Origin of the sequence: Acetivibrio clariflavus DSM 19732 (assembly GCF_000237085.1) — a bacterium.
Lineage (GTDB): Bacteria > Bacillota > Clostridia > Acetivibrionales > Acetivibrionaceae > Acetivibrio > Acetivibrio clariflavus.
This window is the reverse complement of sequence record NC_016627.1, coordinates 1896679-1921187: the sequence shown is the minus strand read 5'-3', so window position 1 is coordinate 1921187 and position 24509 is coordinate 1896679. Positions and strand designations below refer to the sequence as shown.

Annotated in this window: 21 protein-coding genes and 5 tRNA genes; 8 read left to right on the top strand and 18 right to left on the bottom strand. The window is 32.7% G+C overall.

The features are described from left to right. Positions 1–94: 94 nt before the first annotated feature. Positions 95–1114: a M42 family metallopeptidase gene (locus tag CLOCL_RS08215; RefSeq protein ID WP_014254887.1), complete on the bottom strand. Its 1020-nt coding sequence runs from the start codon at positions 1112–1114 to the stop codon at positions 95–97. Positions 1115–1500: 386 nt separating this feature from the next. On the opposite strand from CLOCL_RS08215, the gene CLOCL_RS08210 reads away from it, so the two are divergent. From CLOCL_RS08210 to CLOCL_RS08195, 4 genes are all read left to right on the top strand, one after another. Next, a tRNA-Ile gene (locus tag CLOCL_RS08210) sits at positions 1501–1577 on the top strand. Positions 1578–1594: 17 nt separating this feature from the next. Beyond that, positions 1595–1670 (top strand) — tRNA-Phe (locus tag CLOCL_RS08205). Positions 1671–1681: 11 nt separating this feature from the next. Beyond that, positions 1682–1766: transfer RNA gene (locus CLOCL_RS08200), tRNA-Tyr, on the top strand. Positions 1767–1882: 116 nt separating this feature from the next. Next, positions 1883–2581 carry a class I SAM-dependent methyltransferase gene (locus tag CLOCL_RS08195; protein WP_014254886.1) on the top strand — a complete coding sequence of 233 codons (699 nt, stop codon included), beginning with the start codon at positions 1883–1885 and terminating at the stop codon, positions 2579–2581. Positions 2582–2902: 321 nt separating this feature from the next. On the opposite strand, the gene murD is transcribed toward CLOCL_RS08195, so the two are convergent. Further along, positions 2903–4297, bottom strand: coding sequence for a UDP-N-acetylmuramoyl-L-alanine--D-glutamate ligase (gene murD / locus CLOCL_RS08190; protein WP_014254885.1), 1395 nt, complete (start codon positions 4295–4297; stop codon positions 2903–2905). Positions 4298–4564: 267 nt separating this feature from the next. Beyond that, a complete protein-coding gene (locus CLOCL_RS08185; RefSeq protein ID WP_245532892.1) occupies positions 4565–5104 on the bottom strand; it encodes a nucleotidyltransferase domain-containing protein in 540 nt (179 codons plus the stop codon). 212 nt (positions 5105–5316) lie between these two features. On the opposite strand from CLOCL_RS08185, the gene CLOCL_RS08180 reads away from it, so the two are divergent. From CLOCL_RS08180 to CLOCL_RS08170, 3 genes are all read left to right on the top strand, one after another. Further along, a tRNA-Leu gene (locus CLOCL_RS08180) sits at positions 5317–5403 on the top strand. 378 nt (positions 5404–5781) lie between these two features. Then, positions 5782–6333 (top strand): hypothetical protein, encoded by a 552-nt coding sequence (locus CLOCL_RS08175; protein WP_014254883.1) that lies wholly within the window; start codon positions 5782–5784, stop codon positions 6331–6333. A 441-nt stretch (positions 6334–6774) separates the two neighbouring features. After that, entirely contained in the window at positions 6775–9684 is a 2910-nt protein-coding gene (locus CLOCL_RS08170) for a fibronectin type III domain-containing protein (protein WP_014254882.1), read from the top strand. A gap of 136 nt (positions 9685–9820) precedes the next feature. On the opposite strand, the gene CLOCL_RS21040 is transcribed toward CLOCL_RS08170, so the two are convergent. The 15 genes from CLOCL_RS21040 to fabV form a co-directional block, all read right to left on the bottom strand. Next, positions 9821–10816: a DUF4236 domain-containing protein gene (locus CLOCL_RS21040; protein ID WP_014254881.1), complete on the bottom strand. Its 996-nt coding sequence runs from the start codon at positions 10814–10816 to the stop codon at positions 9821–9823. A gap of 265 nt (positions 10817–11081) precedes the next feature. Continuing rightward, the gene (locus CLOCL_RS21035) at positions 11082–11789 is read right to left on the bottom strand and encodes an MBL fold metallo-hydrolase (RefSeq protein ID WP_014254880.1); all 708 of its coding nucleotides are present in this window, start codon (positions 11787–11789) and stop codon (positions 11082–11084) included. A 188-nt stretch (positions 11790–11977) separates the two neighbouring features. Then, positions 11978–12727 carry an N-acetylmuramoyl-L-alanine amidase family protein gene (locus tag CLOCL_RS08155; RefSeq protein ID WP_014254879.1) on the bottom strand — a complete coding sequence of 250 codons (750 nt, stop codon included), beginning with the start codon at positions 12725–12727 and terminating at the stop codon, positions 11978–11980. Positions 12728–12900: 173 nt separating this feature from the next. Then, a complete protein-coding gene (locus CLOCL_RS08150) occupies positions 12901–13458 on the bottom strand; it encodes a manganese efflux pump MntP (RefSeq protein ID WP_014254878.1) in 558 nt (185 codons plus the stop codon). 227 nt (positions 13459–13685) lie between these two features. Beyond that, complete coding sequence (locus CLOCL_RS08145; protein WP_014254877.1) at positions 13686–13937, bottom strand: hypothetical protein; 252 nt, start codon at positions 13935–13937, stop codon at positions 13686–13688. Between the two features lie 95 nt (positions 13938–14032). Beyond that, a complete protein-coding gene (locus tag CLOCL_RS08140; RefSeq protein WP_014254876.1) occupies positions 14033–14653 on the bottom strand; it encodes a regulatory protein RecX in 621 nt (206 codons plus the stop codon). Between the two features lie 370 nt (positions 14654–15023). Then, complete coding sequence (locus CLOCL_RS08135; RefSeq protein ID WP_014254875.1) at positions 15024–15857, bottom strand: 3D domain-containing protein; 834 nt, start codon at positions 15855–15857, stop codon at positions 15024–15026. A gap of 415 nt (positions 15858–16272) precedes the next feature. After that, a tRNA-Pro gene (locus CLOCL_RS08130) sits at positions 16273–16350 on the bottom strand. Between the two features lie 223 nt (positions 16351–16573). Beyond that, complete coding sequence (locus tag CLOCL_RS08125) at positions 16574–16762, bottom strand: hypothetical protein (protein ID WP_014254874.1); 189 nt, start codon at positions 16760–16762, stop codon at positions 16574–16576. Between the two features lie 57 nt (positions 16763–16819). Further along, positions 16820–17683, bottom strand: coding sequence for a hypothetical protein (locus CLOCL_RS08120; RefSeq protein WP_014254873.1), 864 nt, complete (start codon positions 17681–17683; stop codon positions 16820–16822). A gap of 187 nt (positions 17684–17870) precedes the next feature. Continuing rightward, the gene (locus CLOCL_RS08115; protein WP_014254872.1) at positions 17871–18452 is read right to left on the bottom strand and encodes a stalk domain-containing protein; all 582 of its coding nucleotides are present in this window, start codon (positions 18450–18452) and stop codon (positions 17871–17873) included. Between the two features lie 790 nt (positions 18453–19242). Then, positions 19243–19416 (bottom strand): hypothetical protein, encoded by a 174-nt coding sequence (locus tag CLOCL_RS22500; protein WP_014254870.1) that lies wholly within the window; start codon positions 19414–19416, stop codon positions 19243–19245. A 75-nt stretch (positions 19417–19491) separates the two neighbouring features. Beyond that, on the bottom strand, positions 19492–20811 hold the full coding sequence (locus CLOCL_RS08110) for a radical SAM/SPASM domain-containing protein (RefSeq protein ID WP_014254869.1): 1320 nt from the start codon (positions 20809–20811) through the stop codon (positions 19492–19494). Between the two features lie 944 nt (positions 20812–21755). Beyond that, complete coding sequence (locus CLOCL_RS08105) at positions 21756–22037, bottom strand: hypothetical protein (protein WP_014254868.1); 282 nt, start codon at positions 22035–22037, stop codon at positions 21756–21758. A gap of 221 nt (positions 22038–22258) precedes the next feature. Further along, positions 22259–23446: an enoyl-ACP reductase FabV gene (gene fabV / locus CLOCL_RS08100; protein WP_014254867.1), complete on the bottom strand. Its 1188-nt coding sequence runs from the start codon at positions 23444–23446 to the stop codon at positions 22259–22261. 512 nt (positions 23447–23958) lie between these two features. Between fabV and CLOCL_RS08095 the strand changes: the two genes are divergently transcribed. Continuing rightward, a complete protein-coding gene (locus CLOCL_RS08095; protein WP_014254866.1) occupies positions 23959–24504 on the top strand; it encodes a hypothetical protein in 546 nt (181 codons plus the stop codon). Positions 24505–24509: the final 5 nt, after the last annotated feature.

Here is a 24509-nt window from a genome sequence, read left to right as displayed (position 1 = left end):
TGTTTCCTCCATTTCAGCCATAAATAAAATTTCTCGCTTAATTCATCTCTTAATGCTTTCTCTTTGGAAATCAGACAAAAAGAGAAGGTACAAACTACAATCCTGAAACAAATCTTGAAACCAGTTTACCTGTATTCTTAATATCATTTATGTGTAAAGTCTCTACAGTAGTATGCATATATTTTACCGGAATGGAAATGAGCAATGACGGAATTCCCGCCCTCGACACCTGGGTTGCCCAAGCCTCAGTTCCCGTATTTCCCGGCTCCACATCAATCTGATAAGGTATGTTTTCTTCCTTTGCCACCTCAATTATTTTATTGGTGTATGCTCTGTGAATGTTCGGCCCTATTGCTATGGCAGGTCCTTTGCCCAAAGCATAGGTTTCGTCTTTTGAAGCATCAGGAATTTCTCCATGACAGGCATCGATAACAATTGCCATGTCCGGATTAATATTGTAGGAGGCTATTTTTGCACCGCTCAATCCAAGCTCTTCCTGTGATGTAGCAACAAATATCACATCATCATTGTGGCTGAGTTTTGACAGCCTCTCCATAATATCCAGTAAAGCGGCAACTCCGGCTCTGTTATCAAGGCATTTTGAACTTAATTTATTTCCCTTAAGTTCAAAAAGATAAGTCTTAAAGGTTATAACATCTCCTATTGAAACCAGCTTTGATATATTCTCTTTTGAAAGTCCGGTATCTATATATAAATCCTCCATCTTGACAGCCTTCTTTGTATCCTCAGGTTTAAGAAGGTGCGGAGGCTTTGCCCCAATAACTCCGTAAATATCCTCACTACCGTGAATGATAACCTCTTGCGCCAAAAGAATTTTAGTATCTATTCCGCCTATGTTGGTAAATTTCACAAATCCCCTGTCATCAATGCTTTTAACCAACATACCTATTTCATCATGATGAGCCATAATCATAATCTTTTTTCCGGTATCACCGGATCCTTTTTTATATCCGCATACGTTATAAAATTCGTCTATTCTTACCTCATCGCAATAATTTTTAAACAGTCCCTCTATGTATTGGGATATTTCTTTTTCTCTTCCTGATACCCCAACATACATGCTAAGATCCTTTAATACGTTCAAGTATTCCATTTTGCACCTCATAATTTGATTTATATAATACTTAGTATTGTTCAAAATACGTATTTTTTGTATAGCAAATTTTGAAATTAGCATTTTAGGCTTTCTCTTCGCCTACAAACTATATGAAATTTATTTTTTATTATACAACAAAGCTGTATTGACTTGCAAATAAACCCAAGGAATATTAATCCTTATAAAACACTTCAAATATATACCAAATCTCTTAATCAAGGTATAAAATTGTCAATTAATCAAAAAATTATTTCCGTCTATATACTCCAGGGGATGGAATTTTCTTTTTCAAGTGAAGATGTGAGCAAAAAATTAATAAAATTAAAAAAAATACTTGACTAATCCTATTTTTTAATTTATACTATCACTTGTCGCGTTTACGAGGGCCTTTAGCTCAGTTGGTTAGAGCAACCGGCTCATAACCGGTTGGTCCGGGGTTCGAGTCCCTGAAGGCCCACCAAATTTTCTGTAAGGCACGCCCAGATAGCTCAGTTGGTAGAGCAGAGGACTGAAAATCCTCGTGTCGCTGGTTCGATTCCGGCTCTGGGCACCAATTAAATATATGGGAGGATTCCCGAGTGGCCAAAGGGGGCAGACTGTAAATCTGTTGTCACTGACTTCGATGGTTCGAATCCATCTCCTCCCACCAAATAAACCTTGTAGACTGTAGTGATACAGTATGCAAGGTTTATTGTTATATAAATTTAAAATATAGAAACGCCAATATTCTACTATACTGATTAACTACAAAAATGAGGTATTATTATGGATAAAGATTATCAGGAACTGAAAAAATGGCTTGATGAAACTAAGGATGAACCTCTTGAAACAATGGCGGGCTTCTTTGAGGCAAGAATCCACTTTTATGAAGAACACATGTCTAAGTGGAAAAGTTATTATCAATGGATGGCAGATCTATTGCCGGTATCAACCGAAACCCTTTTAGATATTGGCTGCGGAACCGGTCTTGAGTTGGATTACATCTTTATCCGCTTTCCCAATTTACAAACGGTTGGGGTTGACTTATCGAATAAAATGTTGCAAAAGCTCTACTCAAAACACCATGATAAGAATCTTACTTTAGTTTGCGAAGATTATTTTACTTACGATATGGGAATGGAACGTTTTGATGCAGTTGTCTCTTTTCAAACTTTACATCATTACACCTTCGAAAAGAAGAAAATGCTGTTCAAAAAAATATTTGACTGTTTGAAACCGGGCGGCGTGTATATTGAATGTGATTACATCGCCACATCACAAGCTATAGAAGATCTGGCATTTTCCGAATATAACAGGCGAAGACTCAGAGACGGAATCAAAGATGATGTTTTTGTACATTTTGATACGCCATTGACTCTCGAACACGAATTAAATGTCATTAAATCAGCAGGATTCAACACAGTTGAGCTGGTGGGATTTTTACCCAACGATAATCATACCGCCATGATCAGGGCAATAAAATAAAAATTTATATAGCTTTCATATTCAAGATGAGTTCGGTAATCAGCTTATTTAATACCTAAAAATCTTTTATTCCCATTACTTTTCGTTTAATTTTGTAATACATAAATCAATATTTTTATAACATTTTTTAAGTAATTTGCTCTTTTAGAGTGATTTATAACAGTTTAAAAAAGTAAAGCAAACGATAGCAAAGGGTAAGCTCTTATTAAAGCTTACCCTTTATTTTAAAAGGTTTGATGACTTTCTACATCATTATACCTGACTTTGCCTGCTGATAGTTGATTAAAAAGTTTTTTGTCTTTATTTGTTTTTTGTCTTTATTTATAAAGAATTTACAATATCCTTAAACTGCTTTCCTCTTTCCTCAAAGTTTTTAAACATATCAAAACTTGCACTGGCCGGTGACATAATAATTATATCCCCCGATTTTGAAGATTCATACGCTTTTTCAACCGCCTCTTTTAACGTATCACAGTGTATTATCGGTATATCCTTTCCTTTTCCTGTCCTTTCTATTTCCTTCAGTAGTGCCTGCTCAATTTTAGGCGCTGTCTGTCCTATAAGTACAAGGCACTTGACTTTATTTACAAGCACTTCCCCCATAACATCGTAGGGAATTTTTTTATCATATCCTCCCGCTATGAGAATAACCTTTTGTTTGAAGGAATTTAAACCGGCAATTGTCCTTGAAGGACTGCTTGCAATGGAATCATTGTAAAACTTGACTCCATTAAGTTCCCTAACCAGTTCTATTCTGTGCTCTACTCCTTTAAAAGTCGTTGCCACTTTCCTTATTGTATCAATTTCCACATAATCTATCACAGCAGCAATAGCTGCAAGGTAGTTTTCAATATTATGTACTCCCGGAATTACAATATCATCAGCATTTATTATCTCCTTTTCCTCTTTTCCGTCACTATATACCAGCATATTACCTTTCATTTTGGCTCCGGAATCAATCTTATTAATTCTGCTGAAATATACCACCTTTCCTTTGGCATCATTAATAAAATCCCGGGTTATATCGTTGTCAAAATTTATTACAAGCTTATCATTCCCTGTTTGATGCAAATATATGTTCTTTTTTGCCTCCACATATTCGTCCATTGATTTATGTACATCAAGATGGTTAGGTGCAAGATTTGTAACAACAGCAACATGCGGACTTCGTTTCATGGTATGTAACTGGAAACTGCTGAGCTCTAGTACTACTTTATCCGTTTCATTGATTTCATCAATCCTGTCAAGCAACGGGGTGCCGATATTCCCTCCAAGCCAGCAATTATAGCCCTGTTCCACTAACATTTTATATATAAGGGTAGTAGTGGTAGTCTTTCCGTCGCTTCCGGTAACAGCAAAAATTTGTGCAGGGCAAAGCTCAAAAAAAACTTCCATTTCAGAAGTTACTTGTGAACCGTTTCTTCTTGCTTCCTCAAGTTCAGGCAAATCGAATCGCATACCCGGAGTTTTGAAAATTATATCGAATCCTTTCAGATTTTTTAAGTAATCTTCACCAAGGCTATACTTAATATTCATGCCACTAAACTGGTCAATTACATCTTTAAGCTTGTTTTCATCGGATTTATCAAAGGCAGTTATATCCACTCCGAGCCTATATAAATATTTAATTAAAGGAATATGACTGATTCCAATTCCGAGTACCGCTACTTTTTTTCCTTTAATATTTTCTTTAAATTCAATTAATTTTCTATTCAAAATGGTTTCCTCCTAAATTTATCTTTAGTATTTATTATATGGCAAAAAAAAAAAATTATAAAGCATCAATAATTTATAAATTACATGATTTCATGAAATTTTTAATTTGAAATAAAACTTTTTGGCAAAAAATAAACTAATTGTCGATAATTTTGCCATTCTATAGTTCTGATTTGAAGTTATTCCGAATTGAATACTGAACGGGATATTTTTAAAATTGCCTGAATATTTATTTTAAAACATATAAATTTATTTCAAATTAAACTGTCAATATGCACTTTTTCTTCTTTTTTGATATCTAAACTGCAACAGTATCCTATCCCATTTACGTTCCCATTTTTCCGAGCCCATTTGCCTTGAAAAATCAATACATTGCACCAAAAATTCCTCTTCACTTTTTCTGGTATTATTGTCACTCGTTAAGCGCTCTTTTATTGATCTAAAAGTTCCTTTTCTATCAAACAACGGTATATTATCCCTGCAAATCATATACAGAAATGTTCCAACCAATTTATCGGTATATAATAATTCTTCAAATACATGGGGTGTATACATAAGAATTTTTACATTCATTAATCTTTCTTTCAAAAGCTCATATTTTATAGTATCATTCATCAATATAAACCTCAATAAATCTGTATTGTCTTCAACTAAAATCAGGAATTCGTAATCACTTTGCGAAGTGTAATCTCCTTTTGCCCTTGAACCGTATAAGACGACACTAACAATATCAACTCCAACCTGTTGTGAGCATTTTTCAAAAATCTGAGTAACACGATTTAGTACTCTGTCATTTGAGACGCTCATAGCTCGCAACTTCGTATCCCTCCCCATAGATATGTCTTACTTTTTCTGCCTTTTTTCTCTATCTTTTTGTCTAATAGAATGGAACTTTTATACTTTTTTGTCGCTTAAATATTAACATATTTCTTTTAAAATTCCTAGATATTTTTTTCAAAAAATATATTTTACCACTTGAAATTATTCGATTTATCTAGTAAAATAATCTAGTCAAGTGTGCGAGGGTGGCGGAACTGGCAGACGCGCTAGATTCAGGTTCTAGTGGCCGCAAGGTTGTGAGGGTTCAAATCCCTTCCCTCGCACCAGCTAAAATAAAATATGATAGCCAATTTGATAGCCATAAAGTCCACTATTTTTAGTTGGGCTTTTTATATTGTAAATTTCACAATCTTTATGATAAGGTATTTCCCATCTTTAATATCAAAAAAAGCGATCTATCCTTTGATAATTTAAGCCTTTACCTTTCCTAACCATTGAAATTTTTGTATTGTTAATTCTAAGTAGATTATAAAAAACAAATTTACCAGTATAAGTCCATAATGGAAATAGTAATTAGTCCATGATAATTGTAAAAGTTTTGTTATTTATTGTCATACTATTTTAAATTATATTCACAAACAGCAAAAATATATTTATAATTACTAATAATGATATATCTGATAAAATTTAAGGAAGTGAAAGAAATGAATAATAAAATATTCAAATTTTTAACACTTACTGTTATTTTAGTTATTCTATTACCTTCTTGCAGTAATACAACAAACACACTTGAAAATGCACCAGAAGTTACAGAACTGCCACGAGTTACAAGGAACGATGACGGTGTAAAGATTAATGGCGGAAAAACTATAGATGAAGCCATGGATTATTATATAAATAAGATAGAATCGTCACTGGGTTCTGCGGGAGATTTTTTTACTGGAAAGTATAGAATTATTGATACAGTAGAAACATCTGAAAACGTAAATGTATACTCCTGGATTGTTTCTCAATGGGTAGACAAAAGCGGTAATATTGAATCTGCTCACTCAAGGCTAGCTAAAGTTGGATTTAAGAAAGAAAATAATTTATACATATATGAAAATCATGAATATTATGACTATTTTGAAAATTATAATCACCCTTACATACCTCAGAAAGTAAATGATATCCTTAAGGATAATATTGATACAATTTATAATGAGTTGAAGACAGAAGTTGATAAAGAAGTAGAAAACTATGTAAATTCGCAATAATATTTTATATGGCTATAAGTGTGTAAGAGTTGCTTTTTCTGGTGCAAAATTTCTTTTCTTTTCCATTGTTCTATTCCAATATATTTTGCCCGTTTTGTCTGTCTTATTTTCCCGCATCATTATACTGCATTCATCATCGACATATAAATATATAATCCTCCCATAATAAAAATTTTCAAACTCTCCAATAGTCCTGTATTTCTTTAAATTAGCCTTTTAGACAATAAAAGCAAAAAATTTTTTGTAAAATTAACACAAAATTACTTTTTACAGTATTTCCATAAATAGTTCATTATGGTAATATATAAAATGCCACTATTCCATATCGAAGAAAATTTTTTGATATATATCAAATTTTCATTTAAGGAGGTAGATAACATTGTAAATAACTTTGATCGACTCCATGGTTGGCCGGAAATTTGCATCGAAGGAGATGGTATCATGCAGAAGACAAAAAACCGAATATCATACTCAATAATATTAGTCACTTTATTAATTGCCCAGATTTTATTTTTTTCCTTTTCTCAAACAAATGCATTAGGTTCAGACTATATTGAAGCACCACAAGGTTTGGAAGTTACGGGCTATTATTCAACTGCATCACTTAAGTGGAATAATGTAAACAATCCTGCCGCTGCAGGTTACGCAATATTCAGAAAACCATCAAACGGTACATACAGTTCAACACCTATAGCCTATGCTACATGCAGTTATGGAAGCAATACCATTGAATACACTGATTATAACCTCACTCCAGGCATGAAATACTATTACAAAGTAGCAGCGATTGACAATAACGGATCAATAATTTCTAAATTCTCCCACGAAGTATCAACAACATTATCTACGACAAAGTCAAATCTTAGTACTGTAACAAATTTCAGACTTCTTGTTCCCATTTATTCTCCCGGCATAGATGTTCAAAGGGCAATAAATTCAGTTTACAAAGGTGTAGAATTCTTCTACAGAAATTCAAAGGGAAGGCTTAACATTCAACCTACGTTCTTTGTGATAAATTCGCAATGCCCTGTAGTGTCAAGCAGCACACCACCGGATATGGGCGTTATAGAGAGCGATTTAGAGTCAAGGGGAATTCAAAAATATCAATTTGATTTGCTTTTTCTAATTGCAAAAGAAATGGACAACGGTGGCGGAGGATGGGGTGGCCCTTCAATTTTGGGAGACACTCATTATGGATTAGGTTTTTATCCATATAATTCTACCATGAGTCCATATTGTAAGGACCACGACAACGGTATATTATATTCCCATGTAGTTTGGCTTTTTGTCCATGAAATTGGACATGCCTTAGAGGCTTTATACAAAGATGACGGATATTATATGATTTTCAACCATTTCCCATGGGCTTATCCTCTTGAGGAAGGATATGAATTTGTTGCCGGTGAAGATTTTGACGGAATGGCTCAAGTTTTGAGAGTATTCAGGGATTACGACAAGCGTGTCAGAATGCATGAGGGATATATAGAATTTGTGGATAAAGATAAAGACTTAATGGCTGATAAAGATTCAAGACTTGTTATCGATGAGGAAAGATTCGGAACAAGTCCTGCTACAGCAGACACTGATTCAGACGGCCTTAACGACCTTGAGGAATATTGTGCTGGCATATACAGGGGATCAAACCCATTAAGTTACGATACAGACAGAGATGGAATACCGGACGGTCAAGACCCTACTCCATTTTGCGATTTCAGCCCTGCAATATATAAATTCCATACTTCACCGGAAATTGACGGAACTATCGGTGACGGTTGGACAAAGCTTGCATCCATACCTTCGTTCCAGTATGACGAATCACTTGAAGCAGAGTTTTATTCAGGTTGGGACGATAATTACCTTTATTTAGGTGTGCGCTCCAACAAAAAGATAAAGGTATGGATGTCACTTGACGGAAGCGGTCATAACGGTTCATGGGAAACCGACGGAGTTTTTGCAGAATCCGGGACTACCGATTGGAATTGTGTAAAACAAACAGAGTTAGCCTATGGAGATTGTTATCAAACATCAAGAGGAAATAAGGCGATTTACCTAAATCCCGACTCGCCAACATCAAAAGTCAGACTGGGAGAATATGACGATATACAGGATTCACAACTTGCCATATCAGGTCCGGATGAACAGGGCTACTACACCATGACCTGCAAATTTACAAAAGATCTTGGGCCAGGTGTTGGTTATTCATATTGGAACGACCAAGCTTCCTCAAATATCATTACAGGAATTCGATTAAATCCTGGGAGAATCCTCGGAATGCAGTTTACATATGCACCGGCTTTAGGTTCAAACGATTACGAATGGAGCGGCAGTTGGTCGAGTTTGGCGGAGGTTCACCACTACTATACCACCGAACTGAAAGTTGACAATACTCCTCCTACAACACCTGCTAGTCTAATGGGTACAGCGTCAGGCCCGGATCTTACGCTGTCGTGGCAAGAATCCAGTGATGACTCTAAAGTTGTAGGTTACAACGTATACCAGTTATTTGGAGACACCTTTGAATTAATAGGTACAACTAATAGCAGAATTTACACCATAAGGAACTTAGTTCCCGGAGCAACATATTCATTTTACGTTAGAGCAAAAGATGTATCGGGTTTGTTGTCTCCACCAAGCAATATACTTGTCAAGACAATGCCAGGAAGTGTAGTAAAAGCGCTTACATATTCAATTATAGACCACGCTGTTGTTTTGGATTGGATTGCAATTCCCAGTTCCATGGACATAGCAGGATATGATATTTTAAGAGATGGACAGATAATCGGACAAACATCGAGCTTGAACTATATAGATACAAGTATTGAGATTGGAAAATCCTACACTTACATAGTAAGAGCAAAAGATGCATATGGATTATATTCCGACAGCATTGAATTAAATGTAGTTACCGACGGTAAACTTGACTTGTCAAATGCAATTATAACAAGTACTGACTGTGTGTATTATTCCAATTTAGGCAATGCGTTTGATGATGACATTAATACTGTATATGTCACCGACGCCATCAATCCGGCATACATTCAGATTGAATTTCCGTCGGATACAACGGTAAAATTATCAAAACTAAAAGTCTTCTTAGGACAGAACGGATATTCAGATATTGATAGAAACAACTGGTGGGTGGAAGCAGCAGATTCGATAGATGATTTGGACAATGCGTCAGGCACTTATCAGCTTATTGTTCCTGAAAGAAGGGATATTGGCGGAAATTGGGACGAAGCAGTATTTGAAACACCTGTCGAAAAAAAGATTATCAGAATATATGTAAACCGCGTTGTCGGCGATGATTATGTACATATTGGAGAAGTTGAATTATGGGGTGCCATTGGCTAAGATATTTTAACACTCCACCAAATGTCATGACATCTAATTATAATTATTGATTAATTGGCAACGGGACAGAAACTAGAACTTTACATTAATGCAGGTTTCTGTCTCGTTTAATTATATTTATTATTAAAAAAACAATTTATATCAAACCTAATTCCTCAGCATACTTCTCTACTTCAAGAAAATTGGAATTTTCCGCATATACTTTTGCTAATTGAGTTTTTGCTTTTTTCTTGTCTCCTGTCTTATAATAAGAAACTCCCAGCCAATACTTGCACTCCAATATATCCTCATTAATTTTCTTTTTCATTATTGGTGCCTTTTTAAATTGTTCAATGGCAATATCGTATTTTTCCAAATTAAAATAACATTTACCGAGTAGCAGAATCCGATTTATTTCATATTCTTCGCTGTAAAATTTGAATGACTGCAGTAAATCAATGGCCAATTCATATTGTTGAGATTCAAAAAAGCAATCGGCTTTAATAAATTTAGCCGCTATGTCATTCGGGTTCCGACTAATATATTTATCAATATGACGTATAGCTTGATCAAATTGATTTTGGTCGTGATAAATAATTGCCAATATAAAGTGTGAAAAGATATTATCCTCAAAATATTCAACAGACCTTTGCAATAAGGTTAGTGCCTTTGAAAACTTCTTATTTAAAAAGAGTTCCAAAGCCTTGTTATACAGCTTTTTTGATCGGTTCTCAGGATTATTTAATCCTCTGTAATATAGGAAAGCGAATAACAAAAGAAAAACAATGAATCCGGGATTAACAAAAGCAAAAAACAGCGATATTATGCCTAGTACAAGCCACTTCTTTTCATTTGTTTTTTGCTTTTGGAAATAAAAAGTTTTATCACCGCTTGAAGCCTTATTGCTACTGAAATTACCGGTATCAGAGTTACTTGATCTAATAGAGCCGCTACGGTTTCTTTTTGATTTGAAAGAGGTTTGTTTTATATAAGAAATAGAAGTTCCAGGAATCGAATAAGTTCGTATTAACCCCCTTGGTCCAACACCGATTCTGGCACCCTTAAACCCAACGCTCACCCCTATTCCCTTTTTACTTATATTAAGTCTTACTCCTTTACCTACTCTTATGCTTCTTCTATATCTAAAGCCCACTGCTCTCACCTTTGTAACTTTTATAGCATTTGCTATTGCATATATAATTTAAATTTTATGTATAATTTAACAAACAGCAATTCAGTTTAAAAAGCATCTTTTCGTAATTTTTATTTTTTACATACCTAAATGTTTTTATTTATATTAAAATTGATAGAACTATATAGTATGAAATTTAAAATTATGGATAAAAATTTTGAAAATTTTTCTGAATAAGAATTAAAAAATATATTGATAGGCAAATTGGCAAGAGACAGGAACTGAACTATCTCCAATGTCTTATTGCATCGTCAAACCTGTCGTAATATCCTCTATGTCCCGTACATACCAATTTTACATCTTCAATATATGCTAATTTTCTAATAGATTCCCTGTGCTTTTTGGAATCCATATTATAAAGTTTTATGGGATAAACTTTTCCCTTTATAATTCTAAAAGCATCACCAATAATCAATATCTTTTCATTATCGATTAAGTACGACATAGAACCTGTAGTATGCCCCGGTGTAGCTATAGCTTTTATTTTTGTCGAACCAACAGTAACTATATCGTTATCATTAAGCAAATGATATCTACGCTTTATTCTAAAGTTGTAGATAATGCCAAATTTTCTTGCCTTTTTTCCTGTTATCAGCTGTTCCTCATCGGAAGATAAATATATTTCTGCTTTTTCAAATACCGATAATCCTTTGGCATGGTCAAAGTCCGAGTGAGTTAAAAACAAATGGGTAATATCTTCAGGTTTAATACCCAAACTTAGAAGTTCCCGCTTTATTTGACTTTTTCCATATCCGCAGTCAAAAGCTATTATATATTGGCCGGTTTTATAAATATAAAAATTTGCTGTTCCTGTTCTGACAACAAATAAATTGCCTGTTATTCTGCCTGTTTCAATGGGATTGACAAAATTTAATTTTATATATATATCTGCAAAAATGTCATAAAGTCTATCCCATATTATATTTTTTATCATCGGTTTCCCACCTTTTTGAAAACGTATTCCTCAATGCTATACATATAATACGCCTACAATACAATATTAAAAAATAGTATTTCATATATCAAGATAACCATAATCTTATCGGAATAAAAAAAAAGATGAAGGTTTTACAGCCTCCGTCATATATAAACCTCCATACTAATGCTTTTATAAACACATAATTATGACTTTAATTTTTTATATACATTTATTGCAACAGCACACACAAACCAAATGGTTGCCATTTCATCTGCTTTGTCTATCCAGTTTTTATCCGTTATTAATCCTAAATCCAAAGCTTCCTGAACAATTTTTTGCTTCCAGTTCAAATTATTATCCCCTTCTGTTGAGACACCAAAAAACCTGCATATAACGTCAGCCTGAGCTTTGGCTATAGCCAATCTTTTTGCAGGATCTTTAAGCAATGCTTCGTCTTCCCTATGGTCGTGAAAAGCATTTTCTATTAGGAGAATATGCGGAACTCCTCCGTCAGCAGCCGCATCAATTACTCCATAATAATCTTCACCGGGATTTACAGTGCTTTCACGTTTTTTTGCACCTCTGTCTATTGTTCCAATTGCTTGGGCTATTGCCTTTGACATTTCTGCTGCAAGAGCATCATCCTTTCGTTTTACGCTTGAATAAACTTCAGTACCTCTAATACTGGTATTATTAGCCAGACCGGTAGCATTTGTATGTTCCGATATAAATAAATCGGCTCCCCATTGTGCAGCCATCATGCCTCGTTCCCTAACTCCCAAATAAGTATCGGTTTCCCTTGTAAGTCTAACTTCAAATGCGCCGGTTGCAAGCAGTTCATCTCTTAACTTAAGGGATATATCCAATACTCCGTCAGCTTCAACAAAGCCAGTTGGCCCAATGTTCGATTTATCCTTCCCCCCATGGCCGGGATCAATCATAACTTTATACATAAATTACCAACTTTCATCTCAAGCTTTCTGTAATATATTATTCTTGTATCACATAATATGTTAACTGTAATTTCTTAATAGACGTAAAAAAACCTGCGTACTTTATCGCAGGTATGTTTTCTAATTCTTTTAAATTATTAAATCAAATTTAAACCACTAAATCTTAATCATTATCATAACATATGCTGAAGCAAAATTTTCAAACCTATACCTATAAGTATTATACCGCCAAAAACATCCACATACTTTTTAAACTTGGTATTGCATCCTATCATTTTTCCCAGGAAGACTCCAAAATAAGACAAAGCAAAAGTAATTATACCTATCAACAGAGCAGGTAATAATATATCTATTTTTAAAGCTGAAAAGCTGATTCCGACTGCGAGAGCATCTATACTTGTGGCAATGGCAAGCGTTATAAGTAACTTAAAACTGGTAAGCGCAATACACTCGTTTTCATCTTCAAAGGCTTCCCAAATCATTTTAGCCCCAATAACTCCCAATAACAAAAAAGCAACCCAATGATCGATATTCTCAATCCAAACCCTAAAGGACAAACCTGCCAGCCACCCTAATGTAGTCATTCCTCCCTGAAATAAACCGAACGCACCCCCCGCCTTAAGTGCATTACTGGATGTGTTTTTATCATCCGAAATTCCGCATGATATGGATACTGCAAAAGCATCCATTGCAAGCCCTAAAGCCGTTAATATTATTGTAATAAGATCCAATTTCTCTCCTCCGTTCCAAGTCCAGTCCGCAATTTACTCTTTTTAGCATCATATGCTTTTATTAATCAGATTAGAAAAACTATATATTAGTAACCTCTGTATTATAATTCACAATTTTTTTAATTTCAATAATATAATAAAATAAGCAATTCTGAACACAAAAAAACAGGTTTATTTTTAGTTACCTGTTTTTATTTATTTTATTGCAATTATAGGAGAATTATCACCTATTTAAACTCTTCTCTGTTCTCTAATGCTTCTTTTTGCGCTTTGTATGCCCGGATTATATTTAAATCATTTATTTCCGGTACACTTACTTCTTCCCCGCACTCTTTGCAATAGGGAACAAGCGCCTCGTAGGAAAACTCAATATCCTCCATATCAATTTTTATAATTTCACTGCGAATTTCATATTTTACATCATCCTGACAATTTTCACAAAATACTATTTCTTCGATTTTGTATTCAGCTTCATCCATTTTAATTTCCTCCTACTATAATTAAAGATAACTAAATATTAGTCCGCACTATTTAAAAGATGCAATTTTTTATACTGAAAATTTTTATAAATTCTTTATTCATCTTTACAAATATTTAAAAGTCCATGTCTGATGTTTTCATAGGAAAAACCTCTGTGAGTCAAAAAAGAAAATACCTTTTTCTCAATTTTAGGATCTGTTAAATCATATTTCCCAAACTTTTTCTTTATTAGCCTTTCAATAACTGTTATCTCATCATATTCAAAATTGTCCAGAACTTCATCAATAATATCGTCAGAAATTCCTCTATTGCTTAATTCCATCCTAAGCATTTTTTTCGACTTTGGTTTTAGCTTACTTCGTTCAAAAACAAATTTCTGAGCATAAATTTTGTCATTTATGTAACCTAAGGCTTTCAAATCATCTACTACAATTCTTGATATCTCTTCATCAAATCCCTTTGACAGTAATTTGCTATATAACTCCTTTTCACTCATCAATTTTAATGATACATATTTTATCGCTTTAGATTTAGCACTCTTTATCAATACTTCCCTCTTTATATAGCCCAATTCCTCTTCTGTGATTTCGCTTTTTTCATAAAGACCAAGCCTTAAATATTCTTCTTCCGGGAGTGAAAAAGCATATTGATTGTCTATGAACACCGAAATCATATCCTTATTTTTGCTACTCTTTTCAAAAGAAGTAATAATCATAAATGACCACCTGCACAAAATATGTACAACAAATCGATATGGACGCAAATTCAGCTATAAACGTGCTATTGTTATAAATTTCATTTTTGAATTTTTTCTTTAATTTTACTTCAAATAAAAAAATAAATCAAATATTTTATGATCTGAAGACGTAAAACAAGGGAAAAGTGTTTATTTTTTATATAAACCTTTTCCCTTTATATTCGTATCTAAAATATCCCTTAATAAGTATCTTTTCAGTAAACATATAAAATGTTTTATATGCCGAATTTCACATCCGATTAATAGCTGCAAAGGATAATAAGAGTAGTGGTAAAATGAGTACAAAGTACTTTGTGGATGCGTTCAGAATAGTATGTTATACAAATAGCTAAAGAGATATGTCTTCAACCTTTCCGTTTCCCATTTTTACAAGATAAACATCCCAATAACTTGATCCCAGCTGTTTCGCAAAATTCTTATCAAACACAGCAAAATCAAATCTGTTTCTCCCTTTAATTGCACTGCCGGTGTCCATAGCTACAGCATATCCAAGTCCTTTTATATAGAATACTGTACCGAAAGGCCAGTAATTTTTATCCACTGCAATAGATATTCCCGGTATTATCGGTTTTCCTGAGTTTGTAATTCCCAAGTTATTTCCGCATTCCGAAGCAGATGGAGTATAGGCAGTTCCCAAAAATTTTCCGAGATATTGACCACGCTCTATAGAACCCCGTGTACTTAATCCCTTAAATTCAGTATAACTTTGGGGTTTTATTCCCACTGAAGCTGCCTTTTTCAATGTGTTTTGAAGCTCAATATTGTCTTGTACCAGTTCCTTGTTCTGCTCCTCAAGTTGTCTATTCTTTTCCATCAGCTCATCATTTTTAATCCTGATTTCTTCAAGTAAAGCTGTCATTTGCTCATTTTGCTCGGTAATTTGCTTTATTTGTTCTTTCAGCATGTTGTATTCATAAGTTATTGTATTTTTCTCAGATATTAATCTACTGTTTTCTTCTTCCACAGCCTGAATCCTTAAAAATGTATCTTCATATTTCGTTCTGGTGTCTTTAAACCATTTATAAATAAAATAATTATTGACTCCTAAAGACACAAGCACAACAAATATAATATATAATACCAATATCAGTGTCTTTTTGCTTTTTCTTTGAATTTTTAACGTTGGAGGCTCACTTATTGGTGTTGCCTCATTACTTAACATATTATTTCCTCCCTTAAATTAGCTTTAATTTTATAAATTGTAATAAAATTGCTCATTATTAATTATCAACAATCAATATATGTTTTATTCATTAAAATTATGATTTATGCTGTTAAATTTTATATTTCCTCCGAGCAAAGAACGAAACAAATTGTGGTTAAGAGCACGAAAACTATAATATAAGTTCCGGATTTTGAAATGCACTTGAAAAAATCAAATTTTAAAGTATGGGTAATGGAAAAATGTAAAACAGAAAGAAAAGAATCTATTATAATTGGTATTAGGGAATTTCAACAGAACAGCAAATTTTTACACAGTATTTATTTTTGAAAAATCCGTTTGGAATTCGGGTACAAATCATGTACAAAATATAAAGCAAAAAGCGAGTTGTGAAAATACAACTCGCTTTTTGCTTTGGTCGGAGTGACTGGACTTGAACCAGCGACCTCTTGCACCCCAAGCAAGCACTCTAGCCAACCTGAGCTACACCCCGATAACGAATACATATTATAGCACAATCATTTGTATTTGTAAATAAAAAAATTAAAAATTATTTGTAACAGCATAGAATTTTTTTACTCATTATTAATTATAATTGAATACTACCAGCAATACAAGGCTTTCACCGATAAGTGCAGACTATTTTCTCAAAACTTACCGCAAAAAAACACAGGTTAAAACCTGTGCCTTAGTTATAGCAATCGTCAGAAATATAGTTAAACTCTGCTTAAAATTTTATCATATAATATTTTCTTACCTTTTTCAGCCTTTTTATCATGATTCATTTTTATATCATTTGAAAATGTGTTAAACGGATTTTTACAAGCATCTGATTTTTTTTCAATTCTTTTTTGGGCTATTTTTCTACCAATACGTTGAAAATTACTTTCTCTTACACTAGACATAATTATCACCCTTCCACTCAATTTAATTATACCAGAAACAAAGGATAACTTCAAATATTATACATCTGATAAATCATTTGCTCGTCTATATTCCAATTCATAACACAAATCAAAAATATGTATGATGTTTTGAATAACAATAAATTCATTTTTGTATAAAAAATCAGATTCCAATACAAATATATAATCCCCGTTACCACAAGTTGAAATAATTGCATATATAATATCTTTATCCGAATCTTCAGGAAAACAAACTCTATTATACTGTAAAGAATATAATATGCTTGATAATTTAGCGTCATCTAATTTTAAATCCTTTTGCATTTCTTTATATCCTTCCATATCTGCTTTGTACATAGAAATTTTTATATCCTTCCTGGTTTTTTCATACTTTTTAACCAAATCTTTATACATAGTATTTTCATCGAAATCATTTTCTATATAATAATCAACATACTCTTCCATTTCACGCACTAACAAGTCTTGAGCATTTAATATATTATCTAAGGTTTTAAAGTTTTTATCTTCAATTATTTCGGTGATTTTTATGTCTTCAGCTTCTTCTGCTGATATTTTAACATCTTTATATATTATGGCATTAATCCCTTTACAAGATATAAATAAGAAATCCCATACTACAATAAAAATCAATATTATTAAAGACACACAAATAAAATTCCAATGATTGCCCATGTTTGGGCCGGCTAAATTTAAATTTAATATTTCATTTCTGAATCCATACAAAAAAATGAACGACCAGGTTAGTGAAAAAAGATAATATAGTCGTCTAAATATTTTTTTCTCATATCTTATGAATTTAAATATAAATTTATCATACAATATACCTTTAAATAATGATAAAACCCAATAAATAAACGAAAATATCAAAGGCACTATCCATATCCACAATTTATCAGCCACCGCTGTCCTCCCTTATATTAACAAAGCATTTTTATATCAAAGCAATTATTTCACATAAACAAAAACACCTGTTTACTTTTATATTTTAAATTAAAATTAATCAAAGAGCAAATCAATATACAATAAAAACCGGTTTACCATTAAGTAGACCGGTTTTTATCAACATCAAGTTTGATCTCATAGGGGCTTATTTTAACCACAAAACATTATCTTTTAATTCTGTTGTTAAGTTCAAATCAGCTAATCTTACATAAGTAAAGTTCAAGTATTCAATTACAGTTTTACCTGTCTTTAACTTGTCGCTTCCTTCTTGTTTAGGTAATGTCAAATCCGCTTTACCGGGTATTTTTATGTACACGTTACTAGCATCAGCTGATAAGTATTGTGCAAAAGCAGAAATTTCTATATAATATTCATTATCGTGTATTACATACATTATAGGCTCTTCACGTAATGTAAAGAGTTCGGATTTCATTATAACACTTCCGCTCGAAGTTACCTCAACGCTTGAAGTATTATTATTTGTTGTCAGTTCAGCAGTTTTTGTTGCTTCATTCCAGTAAAGTGTTGCCCCTACCGCTTCACATGTTTTTCTAAGGCTCAAATAGGTTGTCCCATTTAAGTTCAGCATTGGATACTGCTCATCCTTCAAACTCTTACCATTAACTGTGATATCATAAGTTATTGGCGTTAAAATGTATTGAGCAGCTGCCCCTACTGTTCCTGTGATAAGACTACCTAAAATGAAACCTATAACAAATTTTTTCATATGCAAACTACTCCTCTCAAAAAATTCTCACCTTTTTATTATAACATCATTTAACAATTTCGGTCTATAAAAATGTAAAACTTTTCATTTATTTTGTATTAACAATTATATCATATATTGTTGTGCATTGTCTAAATTTCATAATATTTGATATATTAGAAAACAACAAAAAATTTTCTGCTATTATTCTACAAAAGAAATAATCGAGGAATTCTCTCCTCGATTATTAACCTTTACCTCGATTATTAACTTTTAATACAAAATACTCTTCTGAAGCATTTTAATAGTCGTGAAAAATCCTTACTGAAAAGCAAATAAGTAATCAAAAAACAAATAATATAACATATCTGCATAATAAATATAAGAAAAATAGGATATTTCACGACAAAAAATATGGTATATTTATAAGCTTAGCATTCAGCAACGCCTGCTACCGGGCCGTATGGTCTACAGAAGAACAGCAACAGGAACAAAATAATAAACCATAAAATTTCATCATTATCAAATATTCCGCCTTTACCAAACATCAATAAACCAATCCTTTCCTTTTAGATTATTTACATTAGCATATTATTCATAAACAAGTTTTCTTGTTACAAATTAAAAATCAAAATTTATTTTCAAACCAAATTGTATTAATACTGTTGAAGCTAAAATGAAAAAATAGAAATTTCCGCCTGTATTTTTCATATAACAATAAGGGGGACTCTTAGATAAATTAAAACATACAATAATTTTTGACTTCCAGGATCTGATATTTCTTGGTTAAGCGCTTTTTTTGGCACTCACATTAAACATTGCCCTCGCAATTGTCACTCCATTCAACTGGTGTTCCTAAGTAACAAATCAAATCTTTCATGTTTTCAGCCTTTTTCATAGCCTCCAATCTTGTGTTCCACAGGGTTATTGCACTTTTGATTGCCGGAGTATCGACTTTTTTCATTTCATCAAAATTAACCAACATAAATATCATCTCCTTAAAATTATACAGGCGGAAAATATTTCAATATATCACTTTCCTAAAGAAAGTAAAACTCTTTTAGGAATACACTGTTGATAATATAAACTTGTCTATACTATCAAATATAATTGGACATGAAGGTTTTCCGAAACTGATTGATAACAGCGGACACTTTTTGGTTTGGCAAGACGGATAGAATGAGCATTTTGAACATTTTTCCTCTCTATCGGCATAATCCCTTGTCCACATTTCCAGCTTTACACGATTAAGATTCAATGTACCGTCTTGATTAATCACTCCAATATTATTTACGGGATTATCAAAAGCAACAGTACATTTATATAGCATACCGTCTGAACCGATTACTATTGAATTGCTTTTGCTGGCATAACATACATTTCCGTGGGGATCTAAAGAATTACGGACATCTTGAATTGAAAGCCCCATTTTTATACAAACTCTGAATAAGTGTGTAATGAATTCGGATAAAGAAGTACGGTCTTCAAAGTACTCATTGTCACTTACATTGCATCCGCACCATTTTCTAACGGGATGGAAGGATAACATAAACCTCTTGTCCATCGAGAAAACCGGAGCTATTTCGTATTTTATCCAATCCTCCAATTCGTTCAATGAATTGGGGAAAAAATTCACCCTTATTTTTACAGTAAGTTCCCGGTTATTAAATTCTTTCATCAATCTTAAATTTTGCATTATCGTACTGTATGTTCCCTTTCCCCCAATCAACTTTCTACTCCTGTTATGTACCTTTTCAGGTCCATCGAGAGTAATCTGGTAATACAGTACATTTCGTTCAATTAGTTTTTCTACCCGTTCAGGAACTAATAAATAACCATTGGTGGTCATTGAACTTACATATTTGACATCGTTTTCACTGCAATATTGTATAAAGGCATCAGATAACTCTAAAATTTCGTCATAGGCCAAAAGCGGCTCTCCACCGAACCATGAACAAGTAACTCTTGAAAAATTTCCTCTCTCAACTTTCTTTTTAACAAACAACTTTATTCCTTTCATTACTTTTGGTTTTATAAGTCCGTTTTCAAAATTTTCATAACAGTATACGCATCTAAAATTACAGCCTTCATGGGGCATAATGGTAAGCCCTAAAGTACTGTCCTGTTCTTTTTCTAATATTGACCTGACATACTTTTGCTCTTCAATATCAGCTTTAACCATAAAGCCTTGCATGCATAATTCCAACGCAAGGGAATCTTCCAAATCATTATCATCAATACCGTAGTTTAAAAAATTCTTTACCTTTTCCGCTTTATCCTTAGGTACTCGTGCTATTGCACCCATAAAGCTATTATATAAAATTATTTCTTCACTGAATTCAACTGCATAGGTATAAAGAGACTTCTTCCACTTTTTCAAATTTACCCCTCCCTTGCATTATGGGCAAACTGTAACAGAAATGAAATTGCAAAATACTTTTCACATCAGACTTTTTTACTTTAATAGACGTTTATAATAGCAAAAGATTGTATACTTTTTAAACTCATATTAATTTAATTTTCAAAGAAATTGATTGTACTTAGGCTAATTTTAGCTGACTTACGCAATTTTTGAAAACTCTATACACCAAATAAAACATAATAAGGCAAATAAATTATTAAATGATATGATGAAATTTCTCAGGAACAAACAAGACTTAAATTATGGCTTTGAGTATCAGAAAACAGGGTACATTGAATTTATAAAAACTCGAATTATGTCGTTTGCTTCTATGATACAATGTACATAATTTCGTAAGTATTTTAACTAAGAATACAAATATTTTCACCAAAAATATTGAGATATAAATGTGTACAGTAAGAATCATTAAATTATTTTCAGCACATAAATATTTTCGGACTTTATTATACATATTCTGTATTATTTTAATCTAATTAGATATTTTTTCCATCTCTCATAAATATGATATACCATTTTAAACCAAATTTCAATATGTTTTTTTATTTTTTATTAAAAAATATTGTAAAGATTTTGTTTCAAGACTTTATGAAAGACATGTAAAATAGTCAAAATGTGGCGTTTGAAAAATTGCTTATTATATGCTAAACTTTAATCATCCATTTTTGATAACCTCTCTTGTTAAATTGCATTTTAAATAATGCAGTTTTCAATTAAATAAATTTATTTTAAAAATTCTCACATTTACAACCACGAGCTTTGCTCGTGGTTTTCGTTTATATTTAGCCTTCTTATTTGTATTACAAGAAGTTGCTAAACTTTCTTCTTCACTGGTTCTTGCCCTTAGTCCTTTTTCAAACTATTAAAATCTTTTTATAAATCCGGTAACCTTAAAAATGAATACATTATTCATCCAATCTCCAATCCGGTCCCATAATGCCACCAAATCTCACCCATCCTTCTTTTTCGACACCATTTTTTTCGTATACAATTCTATATACAACTCTATTCTTTCCAACCACATGGAATGGCCCGATACCTGTAAAAAAGTTTCTTCTTTCAATACTTATCACTTTTCCACCGTGTGCTTCTATTTTTTCATATATACTTTTTTCAAGATATTGCGTTCGAGCTAGGAATAAATATACAATCACTGGAATTAGAATGAGAACTATCAGAAATTGCATAAATCTACCTCCTAATTTAATAGTTATATTATAACATTAGAATTAAATTCAAATCAGATATTGAATTTATTACTACACATTCGCTTAGAATGGAAAACAAAACATTAAAATTTCGACAAACTACGACAGGGAATTTTTGCGTACATTATAGATTTCAGAATATAAGGACAGTAATATCCCCTGTTCTTTCTGACTTTAAAGAACAGGGGATTCATAATAATCTAAATAATGTTTGGAATATCTACCTTTTCATTGCATTCCTCATCATAATTAATTCCGGGAAGCCCAAATCCAAAGAGCTTGAAGAAGTCCTCCCTATATCCTTTAATATCAGTTGTTTCCTCAATGTTTTCCGTATTTACCGAACTCCATAACCTTGCAACCTCATTCTGAACATCTTCTCTCATTTCGAAATCGTCCAGGCGTATTCTGCCCTCTTCATCCAACAATAAAGTATTGGCATACAACCTCTCAGCAAAAAGCCTGTATAATTGCTCAATACATCCTTCATGAATTCCCTTCTCCTTCATTATCTTAAACAGGAGTGATATATAGAGAGGGACCACTGGTATTGCCGAACTGGATTGTGTTACTAAAGCCTTGTTGACTGATATATAGGCTTTTCCGTTAATATCTTTGAGAAAATTTGTAATGTTTTTTGCTGAAGCTTCCAAATGCTCTTTTGCTTTTCCTATTGTACCGTTTTTATATACAGCATGAGTCAGCTCGGGCCCTATGTATGAAAATGCAACTGTGATAACTCCATCTGCAAGCACCCCGGCAGTTTTAAGAGCCTCAATCCACATTTCCCAGTCTTCTCCGCCCATTACTGCAACAGTCTGCCTGATTTCATCTTCTGTGGCCGGGTCCACTGTTATTTCCGATACTTCTCCGTTATGAAAGTTAACCGTCTTATTTGTATAAGGTTTTCCTATAGGTTTTATAACCGAATTAAATACTTCACCGGTCTTTGGATGAGTTCTCCTTGGTGCTGCAAGACTGTAAATTATGAGATCAACCTTTCCCCAATCCTTCTTTATAAGCTCTATGGTTTTCTCTTTGATTTCGTCGGAAAAAGCATCTCCATTTATACTTTTTGAGTATAATCCCGCTTTTTTGGCTTCTTCCTCAAAGGCTGCCATGTTATACCAGCCAGCTGTAGCTGTACGTTTTTCTTCTGCGGGCTTTTCAAAAAACACACCAATAGTATCGGCTCCGCAACCGAAAGCTGCGGTTATTCTTGAAGCCAATCCATATCCCGTTGATGATCCAATTACCAGAACTTTTTTAGGGCCCTTTATCGGATCTTTACTCTTAATATAATTTATCTGTTCCTGAACATTTTGCCTGCATCCTTCCGGATGTGCCGTAGTACAAATAAATCCCCTGGTTTTCGGTTTTATTATCATTGCCTATCTCCTTTTACATAAAGATATTCATTATAAACACTATTTTTTTACATACAATAATATAACTTAATTTTTAAATAAAATCAAACCTAACTGTTGTTAACTATCATAAATGTATGAATTAAAACTTTTCCTCATACCAAATTTTAATGTTAAAATTAATAAGGCTTCACATATTTTTATAATGATATTAATAATCTTATGGACAATTTTTAACATTTCATTCAGATTCATTGAACTTGTATGTTCCAATTTTTTATATAATTTTTAAGTTGATGCTGGATTTGATAATATTTATGACATATTTTCATAATATATTTATTTTATACATATCTGGTAATTCATCAAATTACAAACAGCCATTAATTATCCGAATCAATAAAAAACAAATCAACCCGATCGAAAAAATTATGTAAATTAGTTATGTCTTTATGACGATATTCATTTAAACATTGCATTATTAAAAAAATATCATATCCTTATCAAAATAATGGCAATCAAGGAGGTTATCAATGGACAAACTAAATGTAAATATGGAAATCTTGCTTGATAACGATTATGCAACATTATGGTACTATCCGGATACTAAAATAATACATCACAAGTTCAAAAAGTTTATATATGGTGACAAGCTAATAAATCTACTTACAACCGGAGCTGAATATTTTGAAAAAAAAGGCTGTAAAAAGTGGCTGTCGGATGACAGAAACAGCTCCGCTCTTAGAAAAGCAGATCTTGAGTGGGCAGAAAAAAATTGGAAACAAAAAATATTAGATGCAGGATGGAAATACTGGGCAATAATGATGCCGGATTTGCAAGTCGGCAAGATGAGCTTAAATCCTATAATTAATGATTTTAAAGAATTGGGTGTAACCGTTGAAATATTTGACGATGTTGAATTGGCATATAAATGTGTTATTGTCAATAAAAATTCCCCAAAAAGGGGAAAGAATTTTCCCCACTTTAAAAAAGATAAAAAAACTCTATGTAACAGAGAAAAAACTTTTTCAAGAATCCAGTTTACAACGAGCCTCCCCCATATGATTACATGCCAGTGAGACCA

Excerpts from the sequence above, each read along its gene's own strand:
- CLOCL_RS08215 (WP_014254887.1), bottom strand. The coding sequence starts at position 1,114 with ATGGAATACTTGAACGTATTAAAGGATCTTAGCATGTATGTTGGGGTA.
- CLOCL_RS08195 (WP_014254886.1), top strand. The coding sequence starts at position 1,883 with ATGGATAAAGATTATCAGGAACTGAAAAAATGGCTTGATGAAACTAAG.
- CLOCL_RS08185 (WP_245532892.1), bottom strand. The coding sequence starts at position 5,104 with ATGAGCGTCTCAAATGACAGAGTACTAAATCGTGTTACTCAGATTTTT.
- CLOCL_RS08175 (WP_014254883.1), top strand. The coding sequence starts at position 5,782 with ATGAATAATAAAATATTCAAATTTTTAACACTTACTGTTATTTTAGTT.
- CLOCL_RS08170 (WP_014254882.1), top strand. The coding sequence starts at position 6,775 with ATGCAGAAGACAAAAAACCGAATATCATACTCAATAATATTAGTCACT.
- CLOCL_RS21035 (WP_014254880.1), bottom strand. The coding sequence starts at position 11,789 with ATGATAAAAAATATAATATGGGATAGACTTTATGACATTTTTGCAGAT.
- CLOCL_RS08155 (WP_014254879.1), bottom strand. The coding sequence starts at position 12,727 with ATGTATAAAGTTATGATTGATCCCGGCCATGGGGGGAAGGATAAATCG.
- CLOCL_RS08145 (WP_014254877.1), bottom strand. The coding sequence starts at position 13,937 with ATGGATGAAGCTGAATACAAAATCGAAGAAATAGTATTTTGTGAAAAT.
- CLOCL_RS08140 (WP_014254876.1), bottom strand. The coding sequence starts at position 14,653 with ATGATTATTACTTCTTTTGAAAAGAGTAGCAAAAATAAGGATATGATT.
- CLOCL_RS08135 (WP_014254875.1), bottom strand. The coding sequence starts at position 15,857 with ATGTTAAGTAATGAGGCAACACCAATAAGTGAGCCTCCAACGTTAAAA.
- CLOCL_RS08125 (WP_014254874.1), bottom strand. The coding sequence starts at position 16,762 with ATGTCTAGTGTAAGAGAAAGTAATTTTCAACGTATTGGTAGAAAAATA.
- CLOCL_RS08115 (WP_014254872.1), bottom strand. The coding sequence starts at position 18,452 with ATGAAAAAATTTGTTATAGGTTTCATTTTAGGTAGTCTTATCACAGGA.
- CLOCL_RS22500 (WP_014254870.1), bottom strand. The coding sequence starts at position 19,416 with ATGTTGGTTAATTTTGATGAAATGAAAAAAGTCGATACTCCGGCAATC.
- CLOCL_RS08105 (WP_014254868.1), bottom strand. The coding sequence starts at position 22,037 with ATGCAATTTCTGATAGTTCTCATTCTAATTCCAGTGATTGTATATTTA.
- fabV (WP_014254867.1), bottom strand. The coding sequence starts at position 23,446 with ATGATAATAAAACCGAAAACCAGGGGATTTATTTGTACTACGGCACAT.
- CLOCL_RS08095 (WP_014254866.1), top strand. The coding sequence starts at position 23,959 with ATGGACAAACTAAATGTAAATATGGAAATCTTGCTTGATAACGATTAT.